Source organism: Collimonas sp. OK412 (assembly GCF_900112135.1).
GTDB lineage: Bacteria > Pseudomonadota > Gammaproteobacteria > Burkholderiales > Burkholderiaceae_D > Collimonas > Collimonas rhizosphaerae.
In genome coordinates this window covers 282,901-302,856 of the sequence record NZ_FOLC01000002.1, presented here as the reverse complement: position 1 = coordinate 302,856, position 19,956 = coordinate 282,901, and the positions used below count along the sequence as shown (strand labels likewise).

17 protein-coding genes are annotated in these 19,956 nt (G+C 61.4%); 4 read left to right on the top strand and 13 right to left on the bottom strand.

Going from position 1 to position 19,956, the window contains the following annotated elements:
- Positions 1–367: 367 nt before the first annotated feature.
- Positions 368–1,081 (top strand): GntR family transcriptional regulator, encoded by a 714-nt coding sequence (locus tag BM062_RS03955; protein WP_092393440.1) that lies wholly within the window; start codon positions 368–370, stop codon positions 1,079–1,081.
- A gap of 307 nt (positions 1,082–1,388) precedes the next feature.
- Here the strand turns inward: BM062_RS03955 and BM062_RS03945 are convergent, their stop codons facing one another.
- Entirely contained in the window at positions 1,389–2,699 is a 1,311-nt protein-coding gene (locus BM062_RS03945) for a replication-associated recombination protein A (protein WP_092393434.1), read from the bottom strand.
- Positions 2,700–2,852: 153 nt separating this feature from the next.
- Between BM062_RS03945 and fdxA the strand changes: the two genes are divergently transcribed.
- The gene (gene fdxA / locus BM062_RS03940) at positions 2,853–3,185 is read left to right on the top strand and encodes a ferredoxin FdxA (protein ID WP_092393431.1); all 333 of its coding nucleotides are present in this window, start codon (positions 2,853–2,855) and stop codon (positions 3,183–3,185) included.
- A 37-nt stretch (positions 3,186–3,222) separates the two neighbouring features.
- On the opposite strand, the gene lolA is transcribed toward fdxA, so the two are convergent.
- Both lolA and BM062_RS03930 read right to left on the bottom strand, forming a co-directional pair.
- Positions 3,223–3,909, bottom strand: coding sequence for an outer membrane lipoprotein chaperone LolA (gene lolA / locus BM062_RS03935; RefSeq protein WP_092393428.1), 687 nt, complete (start codon positions 3,907–3,909; stop codon positions 3,223–3,225).
- 3 nt (positions 3,910–3,912) lie between these two features.
- Complete coding sequence (locus tag BM062_RS03930) at positions 3,913–6,258, bottom strand: DNA translocase FtsK (RefSeq protein WP_092393425.1); 2,346 nt, start codon at positions 6,256–6,258, stop codon at positions 3,913–3,915.
- 306 nt (positions 6,259–6,564) lie between these two features.
- Here BM062_RS03930 and trxB point away from each other — a divergent pair, with 306 nt between their 5' ends.
- Together trxB and BM062_RS03920 are read left to right on the top strand one after the other, a co-directional pair.
- Positions 6,565–7,521, top strand: coding sequence for a thioredoxin-disulfide reductase (gene trxB / locus BM062_RS03925; protein WP_092393422.1), 957 nt, complete (start codon positions 6,565–6,567; stop codon positions 7,519–7,521).
- A 93-nt stretch (positions 7,522–7,614) separates the two neighbouring features.
- Positions 7,615–8,265, top strand: coding sequence for a Smr/MutS family protein (locus BM062_RS03920; protein WP_092393419.1), 651 nt, complete (start codon positions 7,615–7,617; stop codon positions 8,263–8,265).
- Positions 8,266–8,285: 20 nt separating this feature from the next.
- Here BM062_RS03920 and BM062_RS03915 read toward each other — a convergent pair whose 3' ends face one another.
- From BM062_RS03915 to BM062_RS03870, 10 genes are all read right to left on the bottom strand, one after another.
- Positions 8,286–9,431 (bottom strand): PA0069 family radical SAM protein, encoded by a 1,146-nt coding sequence (locus BM062_RS03915; RefSeq protein WP_092393595.1) that lies wholly within the window; start codon positions 9,429–9,431, stop codon positions 8,286–8,288.
- Positions 9,432–9,539: 108 nt separating this feature from the next.
- Positions 9,540–10,577 (bottom strand): acyltransferase family protein, encoded by a 1,038-nt coding sequence (locus BM062_RS03910; RefSeq protein WP_092393416.1) that lies wholly within the window; start codon positions 10,575–10,577, stop codon positions 9,540–9,542.
- Positions 10,578–10,585: 8 nt separating this feature from the next.
- Complete coding sequence (locus BM062_RS03905) at positions 10,586–11,977, bottom strand: phosphomannomutase/phosphoglucomutase (RefSeq protein ID WP_092393413.1); 1,392 nt, start codon at positions 11,975–11,977, stop codon at positions 10,586–10,588.
- Positions 11,978–12,000: 23 nt separating this feature from the next.
- On the bottom strand, positions 12,001–13,422 hold the full coding sequence (locus tag BM062_RS03900) for a mannose-1-phosphate guanylyltransferase/mannose-6-phosphate isomerase (RefSeq protein ID WP_092393410.1): 1,422 nt from the start codon (positions 13,420–13,422) through the stop codon (positions 12,001–12,003).
- A gap of 2 nt (positions 13,423–13,424) precedes the next feature.
- Positions 13,425–14,555: a sugar phosphate nucleotidyltransferase gene (locus BM062_RS03895; RefSeq protein WP_092393407.1), complete on the bottom strand. Its 1,131-nt coding sequence runs from the start codon at positions 14,553–14,555 to the stop codon at positions 13,425–13,427.
- Positions 14,556–14,600: 45 nt separating this feature from the next.
- Positions 14,601–15,347 carry a WecB/TagA/CpsF family glycosyltransferase gene (locus tag BM062_RS03890; protein ID WP_092393405.1) on the bottom strand — a complete coding sequence of 249 codons (747 nt, stop codon included), beginning with the start codon at positions 15,345–15,347 and terminating at the stop codon, positions 14,601–14,603.
- A 72-nt stretch (positions 15,348–15,419) separates the two neighbouring features.
- Entirely contained in the window at positions 15,420–16,895 is a 1,476-nt protein-coding gene (locus tag BM062_RS03885; protein WP_092393402.1) for a lipopolysaccharide biosynthesis protein, read from the bottom strand.
- Positions 16,896–16,939: 44 nt separating this feature from the next.
- Positions 16,940–17,776 carry a glycosyltransferase family 2 protein gene (locus BM062_RS03880; RefSeq protein ID WP_092393399.1) on the bottom strand — a complete coding sequence of 279 codons (837 nt, stop codon included), beginning with the start codon at positions 17,774–17,776 and terminating at the stop codon, positions 16,940–16,942.
- 58 nt (positions 17,777–17,834) lie between these two features.
- Positions 17,835–18,848 (bottom strand): glycoside hydrolase family 5 protein, encoded by a 1,014-nt coding sequence (locus tag BM062_RS03875; protein ID WP_092393396.1) that lies wholly within the window; start codon positions 18,846–18,848, stop codon positions 17,835–17,837.
- Complete coding sequence (locus tag BM062_RS03870; RefSeq protein WP_092393393.1) at positions 18,845–19,927, bottom strand: acyltransferase family protein; 1,083 nt, start codon at positions 19,925–19,927, stop codon at positions 18,845–18,847. The genes BM062_RS03875 and BM062_RS03870 overlap by 4 nt, the downstream gene beginning before the upstream one ends.
- Positions 19,928–19,956: the final 29 nt, after the last annotated feature.

Genomic DNA, 19,956 nt, shown 5'->3' with positions numbered 1-19,956 from the left:
CAATCGTGATATACACATAAGCCAGAATCGTGCCAAGCGACGCCAAGGCCAAGTCAAACAGGGGCGCGACAGTCGAAAACAGAGGGGATTTTTGGCCGAAAAACAAGCTGCGGCAACATGGCTACGGGTGTTTCAAGCGCGCACAAATTGGTGCAAAAATCCGCTATTTATGTGCACCCGCCTCGCAATGATGCAATTTCCTGACGGCTGACGACGACAAATCAAGCCAGGCGTGCAAGCGGCAGGCTTCGGACTTATACTGTCGCCATATCATTGGCAGGATGCGGCGATCCATGAATAAATTGTGCACAATATCAAAACAAAACATCCTTGAGGCAGCGCCGGGACAGACAGCGGAGGCCGCGGCATGAGCGCAGTTCCCAAAGGCAGCCAGGCCGAATTGAGCAACGATGAAATCGATGCCCGCATCCACCTCGCCATCATCGACGCCATCCTCGACCACCAGCTGCCGCCCGGGACACGCCTGGTCGAAGCGCCGCTGTGCGAAGCGTTCGGCGTTACGCGCGGCACCTTGAGACGGGTCTTTGTGAAACTGGCGCATGAGCGCGTGATCGACCTGCAGCCGAACCGCGGCGCCGTGATCGCCATGCATGACGTGAAGGAAGCGCGCGAGGTGTTCGAGGCCCGCGCCATCCTCGAGGGCGGCTCGGTCAAGAGCCTGGCCGCCAAACGCAAGGTTTTGCCGGAATTGCGCGCGCTGGTGACAAGAGAGCATGCGTTGCGCGAACAAGGCAACTGGGGAGAATGGATACGCCTCTCGGGCGAATTCCATATCAAGCTCAGCGAAGCCAACCAGAACAATATCGTCAGCGCCTACCTGCGCACCCTGATCGCGCGCACGTCCCTGCTGATAGGCTTGTATGAAACGCCGAAACGCAACAGCTGTTCGGCCGACGAGCACAGCGGCATACTGGATGCGATCGAACAGGGCGATGCCGAACGGGCGACCAGGCTGATGGAACATCACCTGGGTGAATATGCCTCGGAGCTGCTGACCGAAACCGGCCAGCCCAAGGAAGTCGATTTCGCCAAGCTGTTTGCGCCGGTGCGGGCGGCCTGACTTCCCTGCCTGGTTTTTACTCCGCGCCTAGGGCCTGTTAACACTTAATTTGGGAGTGCGAACGCGCGGCAGGCGTTGCAGGCCTAGGCGCGGCGACGCGACGTAGCGGTGCTACGGCAAGGAGCGGATGGCCGCCCCGCCGTAACAACGGCATGCGACGCCTGCAGCCGTTCCCGGAGGGTTCAAGCCAAAACGTGCGCTGGCCGCGTTGCATGGCTTGCTGGGGCACCAGCCCCAGTTGCGCCACGCGCCTTGCCACCACACGTTTTGGCTTTAACGCATCTCCCAAATTAAGTGTTAACAGGCCCTAGCCTTTATCGGCGTTGGCCTGGTCATCCAGGCTTTTCAGGAACTGCATTTTCTCGCCTATCTTGGACTCGACGCCGCGCGGCACCGGCCGATACCAGCCGGGATCGCCTATGCCGTCGGGCAGGTAGGTTTCGCCGGCAGCATAGGCATGCGGCTCGTCGTGCGCATAACGGTATTCGTGGCCGTAGCCGAGTTCCTTCATCAGCTTGGTCGGCGCATTTCTGAGATGCACCGGCACTTCCCGCGATTTGTCTTTCCTGACAAACGCCATGGCCTGGTTGAAGGCGTTGTAGCCGGCATTGCTCTTGGCCGCCACCGCCAGGTAGATGACGGCCTGGCCCAGCGCCAGCTCACCCTCCGGCGAACCCAGCCGCTCATAGGTGGCCGCGGCGTCGTTGGCGATCTGCATCGCACGCGGATCGGCCAGGCCGATGTCTTCCCAGGCCATGCGCACGATCCGGCGCGACAGGTACCTGGGATCGGCGCCGCCGTCCAGCATGCGGCACAGCCAGTACAGCGCGCCGTCCGGACTGGAGCCGCGCACCGATTTGTGCAGGGCTGAAATCTGGTCGTAGAAATTGTCGCCGCCCTTGTCGAAGCGGCGCGCATTCAGGGTCAGCGCATTTTGCAGGAACTCGCTGGTGACCTGGGTCACGCCGGAAGCCTTGATGGCGCTGCCGCTCTGCTCCAGCAGGTTGAGCAGCCGGCGCGCATCGCCGTCGGCATAACCGATCAGGGTATCGACCGCGGCGGCGTCGAACTGCAGGTGCGACAATACCCGCTCCTGCGCGCGCGCCAGCAGCAGCTTCAGCTCATCCTCGGTCAAGGCTTGCAGCACATACACCTGCGCCCGCGACAGCAAAGCGGAATTGACTTCAAACGAGGGATTTTCAGTAGTCGCGCCGATAAAGGTCACCAGGCCCGATTCGGCATACGGCAGCAAGGCGTCTTGCTGCGACTTGTTGAAGCGGTGGATTTCATCGACGAACAAGATCGTATGCTTGCCTTGCGCCAGGTTCTGCTGCGCCTGCTCCATCGCCCCCCGGATATCCTTGACGCCGGAGAACACCGCCGACAGCGGGATGAATTCACAGTCGAAGGCATTGGCTGTCAAGCGCGCCAGCGTGGTCTTGCCGACCCCGGGCGGCCCCCACAGGATCATCGAATGCGGCTTGCCCGATTCAAACGCCAGCCGCAGCGGCTTGCCCGGCCCCAGCAGGTGGCTCTGCCCGATCACCTCGTCCAGGGTCGCCGGACGCAGGGCTTCGGCTAAAGGCGGTGTAGGTTCTACTTTGAAGAGATCGGACATGGTTCAGTGGAAAATGGTCTTTGTCTGGAAAATCAAATGTCATGCAGCATCTTAATGGCGGCCACGGAAACCTGCCGGCGGCGGCGCCCTGCGCGAAGACGGCGATTGTGAGAGAATCCCAGTCGATTTTGACCAGCACACATCCAGCCCGCCATGCCCTTTGTCGTCACCGATTCCTGCATCCGTTGCAAATACACCGACTGCGTCGACGTCTGTCCTATGGATTGCTTCCGGCAAGGGCCGAATTTCCTGGTGATCGCGCCGGAGGATTGCATAGACTGCTCGATGTGCGTGCCGGAATGCCCGGTCGGGGCGATCTACAACGAAACCGACCTGCCCGGCGAACAACGCCACTTTGCCGAAATCAACGCCCGCCTGGCCGCCCATCCGGACTGGAAGCCGATCACCCGCTCGCAAGCGCCCTTGCCCGACCATGAAGCCTGGCGCGACGTCGCCAACAAGCTGGAATTCCTGGAACAGGCTTAGCCGCCCGGCATTGCGCCTGTCCCGCGCCCGGTCTCGACTACTGGTTGAGCACATCCGCACCCTTGGGCACGACAAACTGGAACTGCCCGGCCGACAGCGGCGGATTCTTGACGAAGTTCTTGAAGGTCAGCAGCGATACCTGGCCGAACGAATCGCGCAATTCCATCGCATGCGGCAAGCCATCCTTCAAGCCGATGCCGATATGGTCAAAGGTGGTGTCCTTGGCTTTCGGCGTCGCTTCCAGCCATTCCATGCCATCCTTGGCCTGGCCTTCCTTCAGGATGAAATTCTTTTCCAGGTCGTTGCTGCCGAACAGGATCGCCGCCGGTGAAGAACCCAGCGCATTGCCGAGGCTCTTGGTGGTCACCTGGTTCAAATCCTTGTCGTAGATGTACAGCCTGTCGCCGTCGGCTTGCAGCACCTGTTCGTACGGTTTCTGGTAAGTCCAGATAAACTTGCCCGGCCGGGCAAAGATAAAGATCCCGCTGGAAGTGCTGGTTACCTTGGGCGCCTTGCCGGCGTCGATTTTCACCAGCTGCTGCGAGAACTCGCCCCTGGCCGACTGCGTGCTGCTGACGAAGGACTTGAACTGCTCCAGCGCGCTGGCATGGGCCAGCGACGGCAACAGCGCCATGCTCAGGGACAGGCCGACAATCAGGCGGCCCGACTTGAACTTGGCGAACATGTTGTTACCGGTCAAGCTGGCGATGATTTTCTTTTGCATATCTTATTGCTCCGTATTGCTATTTCCCGCCGGCACCAGGATTTCCCGGTTGCCGTTGGATTGCATGGTTGAAACCAGCCCGCTTGTTTCCATCTGTTCCAGCAAGCGCGCCGCGCGGTTGTAGCCGATGCGCAGATGGCGCTGCACCAGCGAAATCGAGGCGCGCCGGTTTTTCAGCACCACCGCCACCGCCTGGTCGTACAGTTCGTCGCCTTCGGTGCCGCCGGCCGCCGCGCCGCCGCCCGCTGCGCCGTCGGCGCCGTCTTCCAGCACACCGCCTTCCAGTATTCCTTCGATGTAGTTCGGCTCGCCTTGTTCCTTCAGGTAGTCGACCACCCGGTGCACTTCTTCATCCGAGACGAAAGCGCCATGGACCCGGATCGGCAAGCCGGTGCCGGGCGGCATGTACAGCATGTCGCCCATGCCGAGCAGCGCTTCCGCTCCCATCTGGTCGAGGATGGTGCGCGAGTCGATCTTGCTGCTGACCTGGAATGCGATGCGGGTCGGCACGTTGGCCTTGATCAGGCCGGTGATCACGTCTACAGATGGGCGCTGCGTCGCCAGGATCAAGTGGATGCCGGCCGCGCGCGCCTTTTGCGCGATACGCGCGATCAGTTCTTCCACCTTCTTGCCGACCACCATCATCAGGTCGGCCAGCTCGTCGATGATGACGACGATGGTCGGCAGTTTTTCCAGCGGCTCCGGCGCATCCGGCGTCAGGCTGAACGGATTCGGGATCTTTTCTTCGCGCTTGTCGGCTTCGGTGATCTTCTGGTTGTAGCCGGTCAGGTTGCGCACGCCCATCTTCGACATCAGCTTGTAGCGGCGCTCCATTTCATTGACCGCCCAGTTCAGCGCATGGCCGGCCTGGCGCATGTCGGTGACCACCGGCGCCAGCAGGTGCGGGATGCCTTCGTAGATCGACAGCTCCAGCATTTTCGGATCGATCAGGATAAGGCGCACCTGGTTCGGATCGGATTTATACAGCAGGGACAGGATGGTGGCGTTGATGCCCACCGACTTGCCCGAGCCGGTCGTGCCTGCCACCAGCAAGTGCGGCATCTTCGCCAGGTCGGCCACCACCGGATGGCCGGCAATATCCTTGCCGAGCGCGATGGTGAGGCTGGAGACGCCGTCGTTGTAGACCTTGGAGCCGAGGATCTCGGTCAGGCGCACAATCTGTCGTTTCGGATTCGGCAATTCCAGGCCCATGAACATCTTGCCGGGAATCACTTCCACCACGCGGATCGAAGTCAGCGACAGCGAACGCGCCAGGTCGCGCGCCAGGCCGACGATCTGGCTGCCCTTGACGCCGGTCGCCGGTTCGATTTCGTAACGGGTGATCACCGGGCCGGGATAAGCTGCCACCACCTTGACCTGCACGCCGAAATCGGAAAGTTTTTTCTCGATCAGGCGGCTGGTGAACTCCAGCGTCTCGACGCTCACGGTCTGCTGCTGCGGCGGCGCTTCGTCCAGCAGCGACAGCGGCGGCAGGTTGGTGTCGGGCAAATCGGTGAACAAGGTGCTTTGCCGTTCTTTCTCCACCCGCTCCGATTTCGGCACCGCCACCACTTGCGGCTCGATCCTGATCGGCGACGCCACCACGATCTTGGCGCGTTCCTGCACCACCACTTCTTCGCGCTTGACGGCAGCCGCCTGCCCTGCCTTGCGGTCTTCGCGGGCGACATAGAAATTCTTCAGCCACAGCAGCCCGTTCTCGATGCCGGCGCCGATGCGCTCGGCCACCGTCAGCCACGATACGTGGAAAAACAGGCTGATGCCCAGCGCAAACAGCAGCAGCAGGAACAAGGTCGAGCCGGTGAAGCCGAGCGCGGTTTGCGCACTGCTGCCGATCAGCTGGCCCAGCACGCCGCCGGGCGCGCGCGGCAGCTGCATGTGCAGCGACGACATGCGGGTGTATTCGATGCCCATGCTGCCGACCAGGATCAAGGCAAAGCCGGCGCCGCGGATCAGGCCTTCCTGGTGATGTTCGGGCTCAGCCGTTTTTTCCACCAGGAAACGCTGGGAAATGCGCCGGTAACCCTGCCACAAGGTACGCAGCAGCAGCGCGCACCACCACCAGGCCGAGGCGCCGAATACGAACAGCATCAGGTCGGACAGCCAGGCGCCGATGCGGCCGCCCCAGTTATGCAGGTGCGGCACCACGTTGGCGTGCGACCAGCCCGGATCGGATTTCGAGTAGCTGGCGAAAATGATGATCAGGTAGGCTGTGACGACCGCATAGATGATCCAGCGCGCTTCATACAGCAGCCGGACCAGACGGCTCGGCAGCGGCGGCGCCTCTTGCGGCTTGGTGTTGCGGGTATAGGCTTGGCTTGTTCTAGTCATAAATCCGGTTGGTGTTGCTTCGCTGTTGCTTTACAGGGTGGCCAGAGTGCTCTCACAGTTGAAATTATGCACCCAATACCTATATATATAACCAGTGTTTGATGTTTCCATTTGAAACATTGCTAAAAAACCCGGCGCGGCGGGCATGGAGTTCTGATGCGCCGCACATGGGTAGACTATAATCTTACCGAGTTTTTACGCGCAATTTGATGATCCTGACAATATTTATCCGCTTGTCCGCCGGCCGCCCGCGGCCATGGATACGCACTCACGATCGTTGCTTGATATCTGTTACCTGAGGCTTACATGACCACTACCAAACCCGCCAAGCACGCCCACGTCCTGATCCTGGGCTCCGGGCCTGCCGGCTACAGCGCCGCTGTCTACGCCGCCCGCGCCAACCTGAAGCCGGTCCTGATCACCGGCGTCGAGCAAGGCGGCCAGCTGATGACCACCACCGACGTCGAGAACTGGCCCGGCGACCCGCACGGCGTGCAAGGTCCGGAACTGATGCAGCGCCTGCTCAAACACGCAGAAGAATTCAACACAGAAATCATTTTCGACCATATCCACACCACAAAGTTGTCTGAAAAACCATTTCGCCTGATCGGCGATTCCGGCGAATACACTTGCGACGCCCTGATCATCGCCACCGGCGCCTCGGCCCAGTACCTCGGCCTGCCGTCGGAAGAGGCGTTCATGGGCAAAGGCGTCTCGGCCTGCGCCACCTGCGACGGCTTCTTCTACCGCGGCCAGGAAGTCGCGGTGGTCGGCGGCGGCAATACGGCGGTTGAAGAAGCGCTGTACCTGTCCAACATCGCCAGCAAGGTGACCCTGATCCACCGCCGCGACAAGTTCCGCGCCGAGCCGATCCTGGTGGACCGCCTCAACGCCAAGGTGGCGGAAGGCAAGATCGTCATCAAGTACAACCACACGCTGGATGAAGTCACGGGCGACGGCAGCGGCGTCACCGGCATCAACATCAAGTCGGTGGCCGACGGCAGCATCACGCCGATCACGCTGCACGGCGTCTTCATCGCCATCGGCCACAAGCCCAACACCGGCATTTTCGACGGCCAGCTGGACATGCGCAACGGCTACATCAAGACCCGGACCGGGCTGGAAGGCATGGCTACCGCCACCAGCGTGCCGGGCGTGTTCGCCGCCGGCGACGTCCAGGACCATATCTACCGCCAGGCCATCACCAGCGCCGGCACCGGCTGCATGGCGGCGCTCGACGCCCAGCGTTTCCTGGAAGACTAAGGCCCTGCCCGGCAGCCGCGGCGGCAGCGTTGTCGCCGCGGCCGCCGGCTTGCCGCACATCGCCGCCCTTCATCCCTAGCAGACACGCATATCATGGCCGGCCCGATCAAAGACTTCAGCGCCCTCAAATCGCTGCGCAAGGAAATCAAGGCGCAGGACGAAGCACGCCAGGCCGCGGCGGCGGAAACCAAACGCCGCGAGCAGGAAGCACGGCGCGACGCCGACATCTTCCGCAGCAGCATCGGCAATGTCAAGCCGCTGGCGGTGCCGCCCAAATTCACGCCTGCCATCCCGCGCCCGCTGCCGATCGCGCGCCAGCACCTGGCCGACGAACAGGCCGCGCTGGAAGAATCGCTGTCGGACGATTTCAACATCGAAACCTTGCTTGACACCGATGAAACGCTCAGCTTTGCCCGCAACGGCATCGGCCCCGACGTCATGCGCAAGCTGCGGCGCGGCCACTGGACCATCCAGCAGCAGCTCGACCTGCATGGCCTGCGGCGCGAAGAAGCACGCGAAGCCCTGGCCGAATTCCTGCGCCTGGCGGCCAAGCGCGGCTGGCGCTGCGTGCGCATCATCCACGGCAAGGGGCTGGGCTCCATCAACAAGGAACCGGTGCTGAAATCCAAAGTCCGCAACTGGCTGGTGCAGAAGGAAGAAGTGCTTGCCTTCTGCCAGGCCACCGCCGCCGAAGGCGGTTCCGGCGCCTTGCTGGTGCTGCTCAAGGGCCAGGTCGCCACATGACGATCCATCCGCGGCGCCTGCTAAAACAAACCCAGCTGGCCTGACAGCCGGTCCTTTTCCGGCTGCACGTACGGCCGCCGGAAACGGCTCGCATCCAGGGTCCCGAACGAGCCTCCATGCCACAGGCCGAACCTGAGCACGGCCTTTTCAAAACGCTGCCGCAACAGATCCGCCCACACACCCTCGCCGCGCATGCGGGTAGCGAAATCGGCGTCATAGTCGGCGCCGCCGCGCATTTCGCGGATACGGTTCATCACGCGGTTGGCGCGCTCCGGAAAATGCGCCTGCAGCCAGTTCTGGAACAGCGGATTCACCTCCCACGGCAGGCGCAATACGGTATAACCGGCGCGCACCGCGCCCGCCTCGGCTGCCGCTTCCATCACGCGCTCCAGGTCCGGTTCGGTGATAAACGGGATCATCGGCGCAATGCTGACGCTGACCGGGATGCCCGCCTGCGCCAGCGTGCGGATGGTGCGCAGGCGCCGCGACGGCGTCGCCGCGCGCGGCTCCAGCGTGCGGGCGATGGTCGCGTCCAGCGTAGCGATGGTGACCGCCGCCACCACCTGCCGCTTGGCGGCCATGCCGGCCAGCAAATCGATATCGCGCTCGATCAGCGACGACTTGGTGATCAGGGCCAGCGGATGTTCGCAATCGCGCAGCACCTGCAGGATGCGCCGCGTCAGCTGCAGGTCGCGCTCGCAGGGCTGGTAGGCGTCGGTATTGATGCCGAGCGCGATCGGCTCGGCGGCATAAGAAGGTTTGGCCAGCTCCCTGAGCAGCAATTCCGGCGCGTTCACCTTGGCGAAGATCCGGCTCTCGAAATCCAGCCCGGGCGACAGGCCCAGGTAGCTGTGCGACGGCCGGGCGAAGCAATAGATGCAGCCATGCTCGCAACCGCGGTAAGGATTCAATGAGACATTGAACGGCAGGTCGGGCGAGGCGTTGCGGCTGAGGATGCTCTTCGCCTGCTCTTCGGTGACGATAGTGCGCACCGCAGCCGGCTCCAGCTGCTCGTCTTCCGCCGCCCAGCCGTCGTCGAACTCCTCGCGCTGCGCAACTTCGTAGCGGCCTTGCATGTTGCTGGTCGCGCCGCGGCCCTTGCGCGCAAAGCCTGGCGCCTGGAACTGGATTACCTGCGGCAGGCGCTTTTTTTGATAATCTGACATGACGGACACCAATATACTGTATATATGTACAGTATATTAGCGCAAAACCAGCCATTTGCAATGCCCGGGCTTATCGACGCCGATATTTCCAGCCGCGCCGGCGCCATGCTATTTCGGCAAGCGACGCCAGACATGAATCACGGGGATGCAAAGCAGGATCGCCAACACGCTGCTGGCGACGCTCCAGCCGATCCCGTAGCGGTAGTTATCGTCGATGACATGCAGGGAAAGAGCGGCGCCGCGCACCAGCCCGAGGAAAACGAAATGCGCCGGGAAAATCACCAGCGTATTCTCTGAAAGCCAGCCGGCAATTCCTGACGCCGGCAAGAACTTCGAAATACATAAAACGGCAACGATCCCGAACATGGAAACCGGCAGGTAAAGCAAGGGCTGCGCACCGAAATACATGGTAGCCAGGTCTACCCTGTCGTTCCATTGCCCGGCGCCGACAAGCACCGCCGCCGACACCAAGCCAAGCAGGAACAGCGGTCCGGTGCGCATGGCGTCAAACCAGGCACGTTCGCGGACATATTGCCCGATCGCGTAAAACGACAGCGCGACCCACATCGCATCCAAGCCAAGCAGCAGCCTGTAAGGCGGACGGCTGACGGCCAGCGTGACGGCAAATCCGAAAATCGCAAAGCAGCAGGTGGCGGCGGTCAGGTTCAACAGCTTGCGTGCAGCCTGGTACACGATCACCGTCGCGACCAGGCAAGGAAAGAACCAGAGCGGCGGATTGATATACAGGTCCGGCTCCAGGCCGGTCAGCAAGCCGGCGATGGGGTCGTACCACGGGCGCCCGGCGGACAAGGCGGCTTTCACCCCGACGTTGCGGGTGGCAAACCAATACAGGTAAGCGAAACAGAAAAACAGAAAATACGGCCAAGCCAAAGTGCGCAATATTTTCTTTGCGCTGACAGGAACGGAATCCGCCAATTTATCCGGCTTGAGCAGGAATCCGGAAATGAAGAAAAACAGCGGCACATGGAAGCTGAATATCAGGCGCACTATATTGTCCGGCAAACCTTTGCTGTGGCCGATGACGATCAGGACGATGCCGATAGCCTTGGCATTGTCGATGAATACGTAGCGGCCGGCTGCGGCCGGGCTGAGCGATGAGCGTTGAAGCGACGGAAACAATCTCATCCGGATCGCTATGCGAAAGGCAGCGCCGCATCAGGCTTGGCTGCCAGGATGACACGCTTGAATTCCGACTGGATCCGCGCCAGCGCCTGTTCCGACTCCGCCTCGAAGCGCATCACGACCACCGGCGTGGTATTGGATGAACGCGCCAGGCCAAAACCGTCCGGATATTCAACGCGCAAGCCATCGATCTTGATGATGTCGTCGGCTCCCGGAAATTTCGCCTCATTTTGCAATTTCTCGATCAAGGTGAAATTCTCGCCCTCCTCCAGCTGCAATTGCAGCTCAGGCGTACTGGACGATTGCGGCAACGCATTCAGCACCGCCGACGGATCGCTTTCGCGGCTCAGCAGTTCCAGCAGGCGCACGCCGGCATACAGGCCGTCGTCGAAACCGTACCAGCGGTCCTTGAAGAAAACATGGCCGCTCATCTCGCCGCCCAGCGGCGCGCCGGTTTCGCGCATCTTGGCCTTGACCAGCGAATGGCCGGTCTTCCACATCAGGGGCTGGCCGCCGCGTTCGGTAATCCACGGCGCCAGGTGGCGCGTGCACTTGACGTCGTACAGGATCTCGCGGCCGGGATGGCGCGTCAGCACATCGGCGGCAAACAGCATCAGCTGGCGGTCCGGATAGATGATCTGGCCATCCTTGGTGACCACGCCGAGGCGGTCGCCGTCGCCGTCGAAAGCCAGGCCGATTTCGGCGTCGGAATTTTGCAGGGCGCGGATCACGTCCTGCAGGTTTTCCGGATGCGCCGGATCGGGATGATGGTTGGGGAAAGTGCCGTCGACTTCGCAGAACAGTTCCTGCACCTCGCAGCCGAGCGCGCGATACAGCTCGCCGGCAAACGCGCCGGCGACGCCGTTGCCGCAATCGACCACGATCTTCATCGGCCGCGCCAGCCTGGTGTCGCTGACGATGCGCTGCAGATAGGCATCCTTGATATCGTGCTGGCGATAGCTCCCGCTTGGCACAGACACCGTCGCTTCGACGCTGCCGCTGTCTATGGCCTGGTACAGCTGCTGGATGGCCTCGCCGTATATCGCCTCGCCCGCCAGCACCATCTTGAAGCCGTTGTAATCGGGAGGATTGTGGCTGCCGGTGACCATGATGCCGGACTGCGCGCCCAGCACATGGGTGGCGAAATACACCATCGGCGTCACGACAACACCGAGGTCGACCACATCGGCGCCGGCGTCGCGCAAGCCGGCCGCCAGGGCGGCAGCAAGTTCCGGCCCGGACAAGCGGCCGTCGCGGCCGATGATGACGGTTTTTTCACCCTTGGCGCGGGCGGCGATGCCGAAAGCCTGGCCGATCTGGCGCGCGATACCGGCGTCCAGGGTTTTACCGACGATGCCGCGGATGTCGTAAGCCTTGAATATGGAATGTTGGATCGGGAGCATGATGTTGTACCTGGTTGATTGCCTTAACAGCGTTTATAGATGTCTTCGAAACGCACGATGTCGTCTTCCCCCAGGTAGCTGCCCGACTGCACCTCGATCAGGTGCAGCGGCAGTTTCCCGGGATTTTCCAGCCGGTGGCGGACGCCGATGGGGATATAGGTGGATTCGTTCTCGGTAAGGAATTTCTCTTCCTCGCCGCAGACGATGCGCGCCGTGCCGCTGACCACCACCCAGTGTTCGGCCCGGTGGTGATGCATCTGCAGCGACAGTTTGCCGCCGGGATTGACGGTAATCCGTTTCACCTGGAAGCGGTCGCCGCCGTCTATGCCTTCATAACAGCCCCACGGCCGGTAGACACGGATGTGGTTCATGTGTTCCGTGCGGCTGTCTTTCTTGAGCGCCTCGACGATTTTCTTGACGCCTTGCACCTGGTCCTTGTGCACCACCAGCACCGCATCCTTGGTTTCCACCACCACCGTGTCCTGCATGCCGATCACCGCCACGAAGCGGCTTTCGGCACGGATCAGCGAATCGCGGACACCGTCCGTGTACACATCGCCGCGCAGCACATTGCCGTCGGCATCGCCCTCCAGCACCTCCCACAGGGCGGACCAGGAACCGATATCGCTCCAGCCGATGGCTGCCGGCACCACCACCGCGTGCCGGGTCTGTTCCATGACCGCGTAATCGATGGACTCCGCCGGGCAGCCGGCGAAGGCGGCTTCATCCAGCCGGCAAAAATCGAGGTCATGGTAGGACGCCTCGAAAGCCTGCTTGCAGCTCGCGGCGATCGCCGGCCGGTACTCGCGCAGCTCCTCCAGGTAGCGCCCCGGCTGGAACAGGAACATGCCGCTGTTCCAGCTGTAGGCGGGATCAGCCAGAAATTTTTCCGCAGTCGCCTTGTCCGGCTTCTCGACGAATTTTTCGACTGCATAACAACCGTCGATGCCGTTGAACGCGCTCTTGGCGCGGCGGATATAGCCATAACCGGTTTCAGCCGCGCCCGGCACGATGCCGAAGGTCGCCAGCGCTCCTTTTTCGACTGCCTGCACCGCGCAGCTGACCGCCGCGTGGAACGCTTGCGCATCGCCGATCACATGGTCGGCCGGCAGCACCAGCATGACGGCGTCCTTGTCATGCTGCAGCAGGAAATGGGCCGCCACCGCGACCGTCGGCGCGGTATTCTTGCTTTCCGGCTCCAGCAGGATAGCCAGCGGCGCAATGCTGATGCCGCGCAGCTGTTCCGCCACCATGAAACGGTGTTCATTGCCGCAGGTGAGCAGCGGCGGCATCAATTCAGGCCAGTCCGCCAGCCGCAGCAGCGTTTCCTGCAGCATCGAATGCTGCGAACGCAACGGCAGCAGCTGCTTGGGCATGGCTTCGCGCGAGAGCGGCCACAGGCGGGTGCCGGAACCTCCGGCCAGGATCACTGGATATATATTCATGCTCAGCTCACTTCAATGGCAGGTTCCGGCAGGCGGTCGCGCGCGTCGCCCCAGTCGGGTACGCCTGCCTCAGGCAGGCGACGCATGTCGCCGGCGCGGTTTACGCTGTATTGCTTGAATACGATCGCTTCATCCAGGCGGGCGCCGCCCAGGATCCGCGTGTACTCAAACAGCACGCTGCGCACCACTTGCGTGTCGGAACAGATATGGCTGCCGTGCCCTATCCAGGTAGGGCCGACGATCTTGCAGCCGGCATCGATGCGGCAGCCAGAGCCGATGTATACCGGCCCTTCGATAGTGGTTCCCTCCCAGTCTATGCTGGTGTTGAGGCCGGCCCAGACGCCCTCGGCGATTTGCCTGCCCGGCATTTCCAGCTGCGCCACCTGGCCTTGCATCACATTCTGCAAGACGCTCCAGAAATCGGTCACGCTGCCGATGTCCGTCCAGTTGAAAAACCGCTGCTGCGCATAAAACGGCAAACCTTTTTTCGCCATCAGCGGAAACAGCTCGGAGCCGATATCGAATACCGTATCGGCAGGAATCAGGTCGATCACTTCCGGCTCGAAAATGTAGATGCCGGTACTGGCGAAATTGGACAAGGCTTCATCCTGCTTCGGCTTTTCCTGGAACGACTGGACCCGGCCCTCCTGGTCCATCACCACTACGCCGTAATTGTCGACCTTGTCCCAGGGCACCTCTTTGGTGATGACGCTGGCCAAGGCGCCTTTTTGCTTGTGCTCGAACAGCGCCGAACTGAGATCGAGGTCGATCAAGGCGTCGCCGCAGATCACGATCACTGTATCGTCAAAAAACTGGCCGAACTGCTGGATCTTCTTGATGCCGCCGGCGGAACCCAGGGGTTCCGCCGTCACCTCGCCGAAGTCATTCACATAACCCTCGAACGAATAGCCTATCTGCACGCCATACTGGCTGCCGTCGCCGAAGAATTCTTCGATCTTGTGATGCAGGTGGCTGACGTTGACCATGATCTCGCGCACGCCGTAGCTGGCAAGATATTCAACCAGGTAAGCCATCACAGGTTTGCCCAGGATCGGTATCATTGGCTTTGGCAGGTCGTAGGTCAGCGGACGCACACGGGTGCCTTTGCCGGCTGCTAGAATCATTGCTTTCATTTTTCACCTCACAAGTTGAATCAGGATTAGTTTCAGGTTTTCTGGTCAATTTTTCTGACTTCTGCTGCCATATTTCCGGCACAGCAGCAGGAACATCAGGATGTCTAAGGTATAGCGGCGCAACAGCCGCCGCGGTTCCAGGCACAGGCGGTACAGCCATTCCAGCCGCAGCCTTTGCACCAGCTGCGGCGCGCGCGGCTTGTAACCTCCCCAGAAATCGAACAGGGCGCCGACGCCGACCACGACTTTGGCGTTCAGCGCCTGGCGGTTGACGAGGATCCATTCTTCCTGCATCGGATTGCCCAGCGCCACCAGCACCACTTCCGCCTGTGAGCGGTTGATCAAGGCCACCAGGCCGGCGCGCTGCTCTTGCATGCCGCGATAGCCGTCGCAGCTGCCGACCACCTTTTGTTTCAAGGTTTCGTTTACATGGGCGACTGCCTTGTCGAGGATTTCCGGCCTGCCTCCCAGCATGAACACGCGCTTGGGCTCGCCCGTGCCGCACAGGAGGCGGGGAATGAAATCGGTGCCGTTCAGGTTTTCCTTGAACGCTTCGCGGCCAAACAGGAAAGCCGCGATATCCATGCCGACGCCGTCGTTGACAATCGTCACCGAGGCGTTGCGCATTTTCTCCAGCAGGTGGTTGCAGCGCACGATGAAATTCGTATTGGCAAAAAACAGCGTTATCTTTTTATTGACCCACATCGCGTGCTGCAAGTACCTGGCCAGCACGTTGGTCGTGGTCTTGACCACCGGAAAACCGGCGATCGGGATTGTCTTCTTTGTATTCATGAAAAAACTCTCCTAAACGGCGTCCCCGGGGAAGAAAACCCGGCAAGACGCCTGAATCCATCACACTGCCGTCTATCGTGCGCGGCCCAGCCGCATAGCCGACAGCAATAATCCATGCCACGACGCGTTGACCGACCTGATCTGCCAGCCGGTGACAACCACCATGAACGGATACAACAAGCAGGCGATAAGGACACCGCCCGCAACCAAGGTCACATTGCTGATTCCCGGCGGCACCAGCCAGGCATATGCCGCCAGTCCAAGGACCAGGAAAGTGCTGCCCACCAGCGGCGGCGCCAGCGCGTACCACACCTGGCGCGCGTTGAGGCCGAGCTCGCGGTTGAGCAAAATTTGAGACAAGGGAAAAACCAGCAGGTAGGCGCCGCAAAACGACAGGCTCATGCCGAGCAGGCCGAAGCGGTAGCAGCTCACCGCCAGCGCAGTCGCCAGTATCAATTGGGCAATGCCGAGCCGTACCGGCAGGCGGTTCTTGCCTACGGCGAAAAACAGGTAGTCGTTCAGATGCACGATCGACGACAGCAGGTACAGCAGCGCCAGCGCGCTGACTACAGGTGCGGCAGGCAGCCACTTGGCGCCGAACACCGCCGCCACCAGCGGTTCGGCCAGCACGGCCTGGAAACACAGCAAGGGAGCGACGCAAAACAGCGTGATGCCGAGGATCTTCAGGTAACCGCGCCCCATCGCCGCCAGGTCCGAGCCGGCGTCGGAAAACACCGGCAACGCCACTTTCTGCATGGAACTGGCGATCACCAGGTACACCGCCGAGGTCACCCGTTTTGCCAGGTTGTACAAGCCGGTGGCGTATGGCCCCAGGAACACGCTCACCAGCAGCGAATCGCCATTGGTATTGGCAAAGCTCAGGATGCCGGTCAGCCCGACCTGGCGGATGTCGTGCCAGTATTTCCTGTTCAGCGCGCGGTCAAACACGATGCGCGGCAGCCAGCGGCTTTGCGCCACCACCAGCGCCAGCGCCAGCCCCGACGCTGCGACCTGCTGCACCACCAGCGACATCGCGCCCCAGCCGCCGGCAGCCAGTGCGATGCCGACCACGCCGCCGGTCATCACCGAACCGATCGAGCGGATCGCCAGCTGGCGGAACATCATGTTGCGCACCAGCCTGGCCTCGTAGGCGCGCATCAGGCCGAAGAACAGCACCGACAGGCTCATGCCCTGCAATACCGCCTTCAGTTCCGGCGCCCGGTACAGCGACGACACCAGGCCTGCCGAAAAAAACATCAGGGCGGCAAGCAGCAAGCCGGCCAGCGTGCAGCAAGTGAACACCCAGGAGTAAAACCTGTCGTCCGGCAAGCCGGCGCGTATCACCGGCATCGCAATCGCATCGAACACCACCAGCCGGGTAAACAGGATGAAAAGATGGGCGACCGTCAGCAAGCCGAATGCATCCGGCGCCAGGAAACGCGCCAGCACCGCAAAGATCACGAATGAAATGGCTTGCTGCGCGAGGTTATCCACGATCGACCAGATCGATCCGGACGCCAGGCCGCCGCCTACGCTTTTTTGATTCATGGCACTCCTAATCTCAGGCCAGGCATGGGGTTCTGCTCCACTTGCTAGCCGCGCCAGCCGCGCACGCGGGCCAGCACGCTCAAGTATTTAAAGCGCGCCTTGAGGAAATCGCCCCTGGCCAGCGCCAGCGCGATGCCGCCGCAGGTCCGCAGGCAGGTAACGGGGAAATACCAGAACGGGTAATCGTTGATGCGCATCACGCGGCCGATCCCGGTTTCGTATTTCTTTTGCCGAAGGCAGGCGCTGGCGTCGAAATGCGCTGTCTTTACCGGGTGATGCAAGGTCATGTCTGCCAGGAATTTCAGCTTGAAGCCGAGACGCAGGCTGCGCAGCAGGTAATCGGTTCCTTCGGCGGCGCCCCACACCGTGCCGGCGCCGACTCCCAGCGTTTCATCGAAGCCGCCGACGGCATCGACCACGCGCCGGCGCAGGAAAATGCTGAACTCAATCGCGCCGCGCCAGACGTTATAGCGGTTCAGCAGCGCGCTGCTTTCCAGCCAGCGTCCCTCGACCTTGCCGTCGCCGTCGGTGAAACGTCCGGTAATGCCGTCCAGTTCCCGATGGCTGGCCAGCACGGCCACCACCTTCTCCAGCAAGCCGGCCGGATACCAGCAATCGTCGTCGGGAAAGGCGATCACGTCGCCATCCACCAAGGCCAGGCCCGCATTGCGCGCGCGTGAGGCGCCATGCGCAGCCGAACGCACATGCCGCAGCGGAAATTTCTGGCGATACCGGTCCAGCAGCGCCACCAGCCTGTCGTCGCCGTTCTGGTCGACCACGATCAGTTCAAAATTCCGGTAGTCTTGCGCGTCCAGCGATTCCAGGAAACGAGCAACTTCGTCAACGCGCCCTACCGTAGCCATTACCAGCGAAAATTTCATTTGTTTCCCTTTTCAATCTCGTTTCCGAGCGGGCAGTCCCAGCGGGCTGCCGTTCGTCCTAAGGCGATATGCCCTTCTTCAGGATGGCCGCTTGCGGCCGTTCGCCGTTGCTGTCGGGCTGCAGGCTGAATGGGTAAGTCCCCAGCCATTGCCCGGCGGCCCAGTAGGTCCAGCCGCCCCAGGCCGGGTTGCCCTTGATGGCATCCACCATCGCCGTCAAGGCCGCCAGGCACGGCTGGTTGGCCGGCACGCCGAATTCGCCAAGGAACAGGCGACGCCTGGTCGAGGTCGCCCACAGGGCGACGTTGGCCATGATCGCGCTCAGGCGGGCCGGGTCCACGCAATCGTTGCCGGTGCCGGAAAAATTGGCATCGGCATACTGGTGGACTTCGATCATGTAGTTATCGGCGGGGTCGTGAAAGAAACGGAAGGCGTCGGCGTTCGAGACGGCGCCGTCTTTTGCATACCAGGAATGCGCCCCGCTCCAGCCGCCGCCGGGAACCAGGATCAGATGCCGCGAGCCTTTCCTGCGCAAGGCGTTCAGCGTCTCTTGCGCGGTTGCCGCCCATTCCGCGGTCGGCAGCTTGGCCGGTTCGTTCATCAGGCCGAAGGCGACATTGGCCGGGTCCTTGAAGCTGGCCAGCAGGCGCTGCCAGAGATCGACCAGTGCGGCGCGCGGCACTTCCGGCGAACCGATAGGCTTGCCGCGGTATTGGCCATAGTTGTGCACATCGAGGATCATGCACACGCCGATCGAACCGGCGGCCGCAACGCTATCCTTGATCCTCTGCAGTTCCGCCTGGTCCAATTCGCCGAACAGCTTCGGCTGCACCCTCTCCCACAGGAACGGCAGGCGGAAGGTGTTCATGCCCATGGACTGGAACAGCCGCATTTCATCCAGGTCCGGATACACATAGTCCGTAAACACCTTGCCAGGCAATTTCTCGGCCGCGAACTCGGCCCCGCTCAGGTTGACGCCGGCCATCGGCTTGCCGTCCAGGCAACCGGCGGACGCCGCCTGGCAAAACAAGGCGCAGGCCAGGATTACTGAGGAAAACAGGAATTTGATCATCGGGTATCACCTCCTAAAGGCATGGACCGGTTGCCAGCCGCCATCGGAAACACGGCAAGGAATTTCCGCTTGAATAAGGAGCCCGCGGATTTGATCAGACGGGCGCCGGGTTTTTCGACCAGCCGGTAGTTAAGCCACGAAAACAAGAGGACAAGGACTGCAAAAGGAAGCAGGATGAAGAGTGAAAACGGCTCCGGATGGATTTTTCGCACCAGATAAATGACCGGCATATGCAGCAGGTAGATCGAGAAACTGCATTCACCGCATAAAACCATCAGCCTGTTTGCGAAAAAACCGTTACCGATGGCAGATGGAAAGGACAGGCTGAATACCAGGAAAGCGCCGAAAACAGCGGTCAGGATGCTGCTGTAGAACTCCTGGTTGCCGGAGAATGGAAGAACCAGCCAGCCCGCCACAATCGATCCGATCGCGGCCACCGATGCCGCATGCACCACGGCCAGCCAGCGCCGGTCCTGCGCCCGGCCCTGGATATGCGAGCGCATCGCGCCGGCAATCATGCCGAACAGGAAATAATGCAATTTCGAGCCGACGAAGGTGCCTGGAAAGCTATCCCGGTACGCCAGCAAAACAATGCTGCCCAGCGCCAGGAACAACAGCCCGGCGACATCGGAGCGGATCAGGTAGCGGCTGCTCGCGGCCCAGGCCAGCACGAACAGGAAATAGAACTCCACTTCGGGCGTGATGCTCCAGAATACCGACGCATTGCCCGAGAAAAGAAGGTGGCGCAGGATATTCTTCCCTGATATCCCATAGACAAAATTCGGATCGATATTGACGTAGATGAAAAAGGAAACCAGGACAATCACAAGGTAGGCCGGCGCAATCCTGGAAAAACGGGAAACCGCATAATCGACCACATTGATCGCTGAAAACCGCTTCCCGAGATAAAGATAGGCCATGAGGAAGCCGCTCAAGGAAAAGAACACCGTCACGCCGACTTCGCCGAAAAGGTGGTTTTTCCAAGGCAGGGCAAACCAGTCGAGCGCATGGCCGTACACCACCAGCAGCGCCGCCAGTCCGCGTAATCCGGTGATGGCATCGATTTTTTCTCTATCCATGGATTGCACCAGGTGCTTTGGGCTGCCGC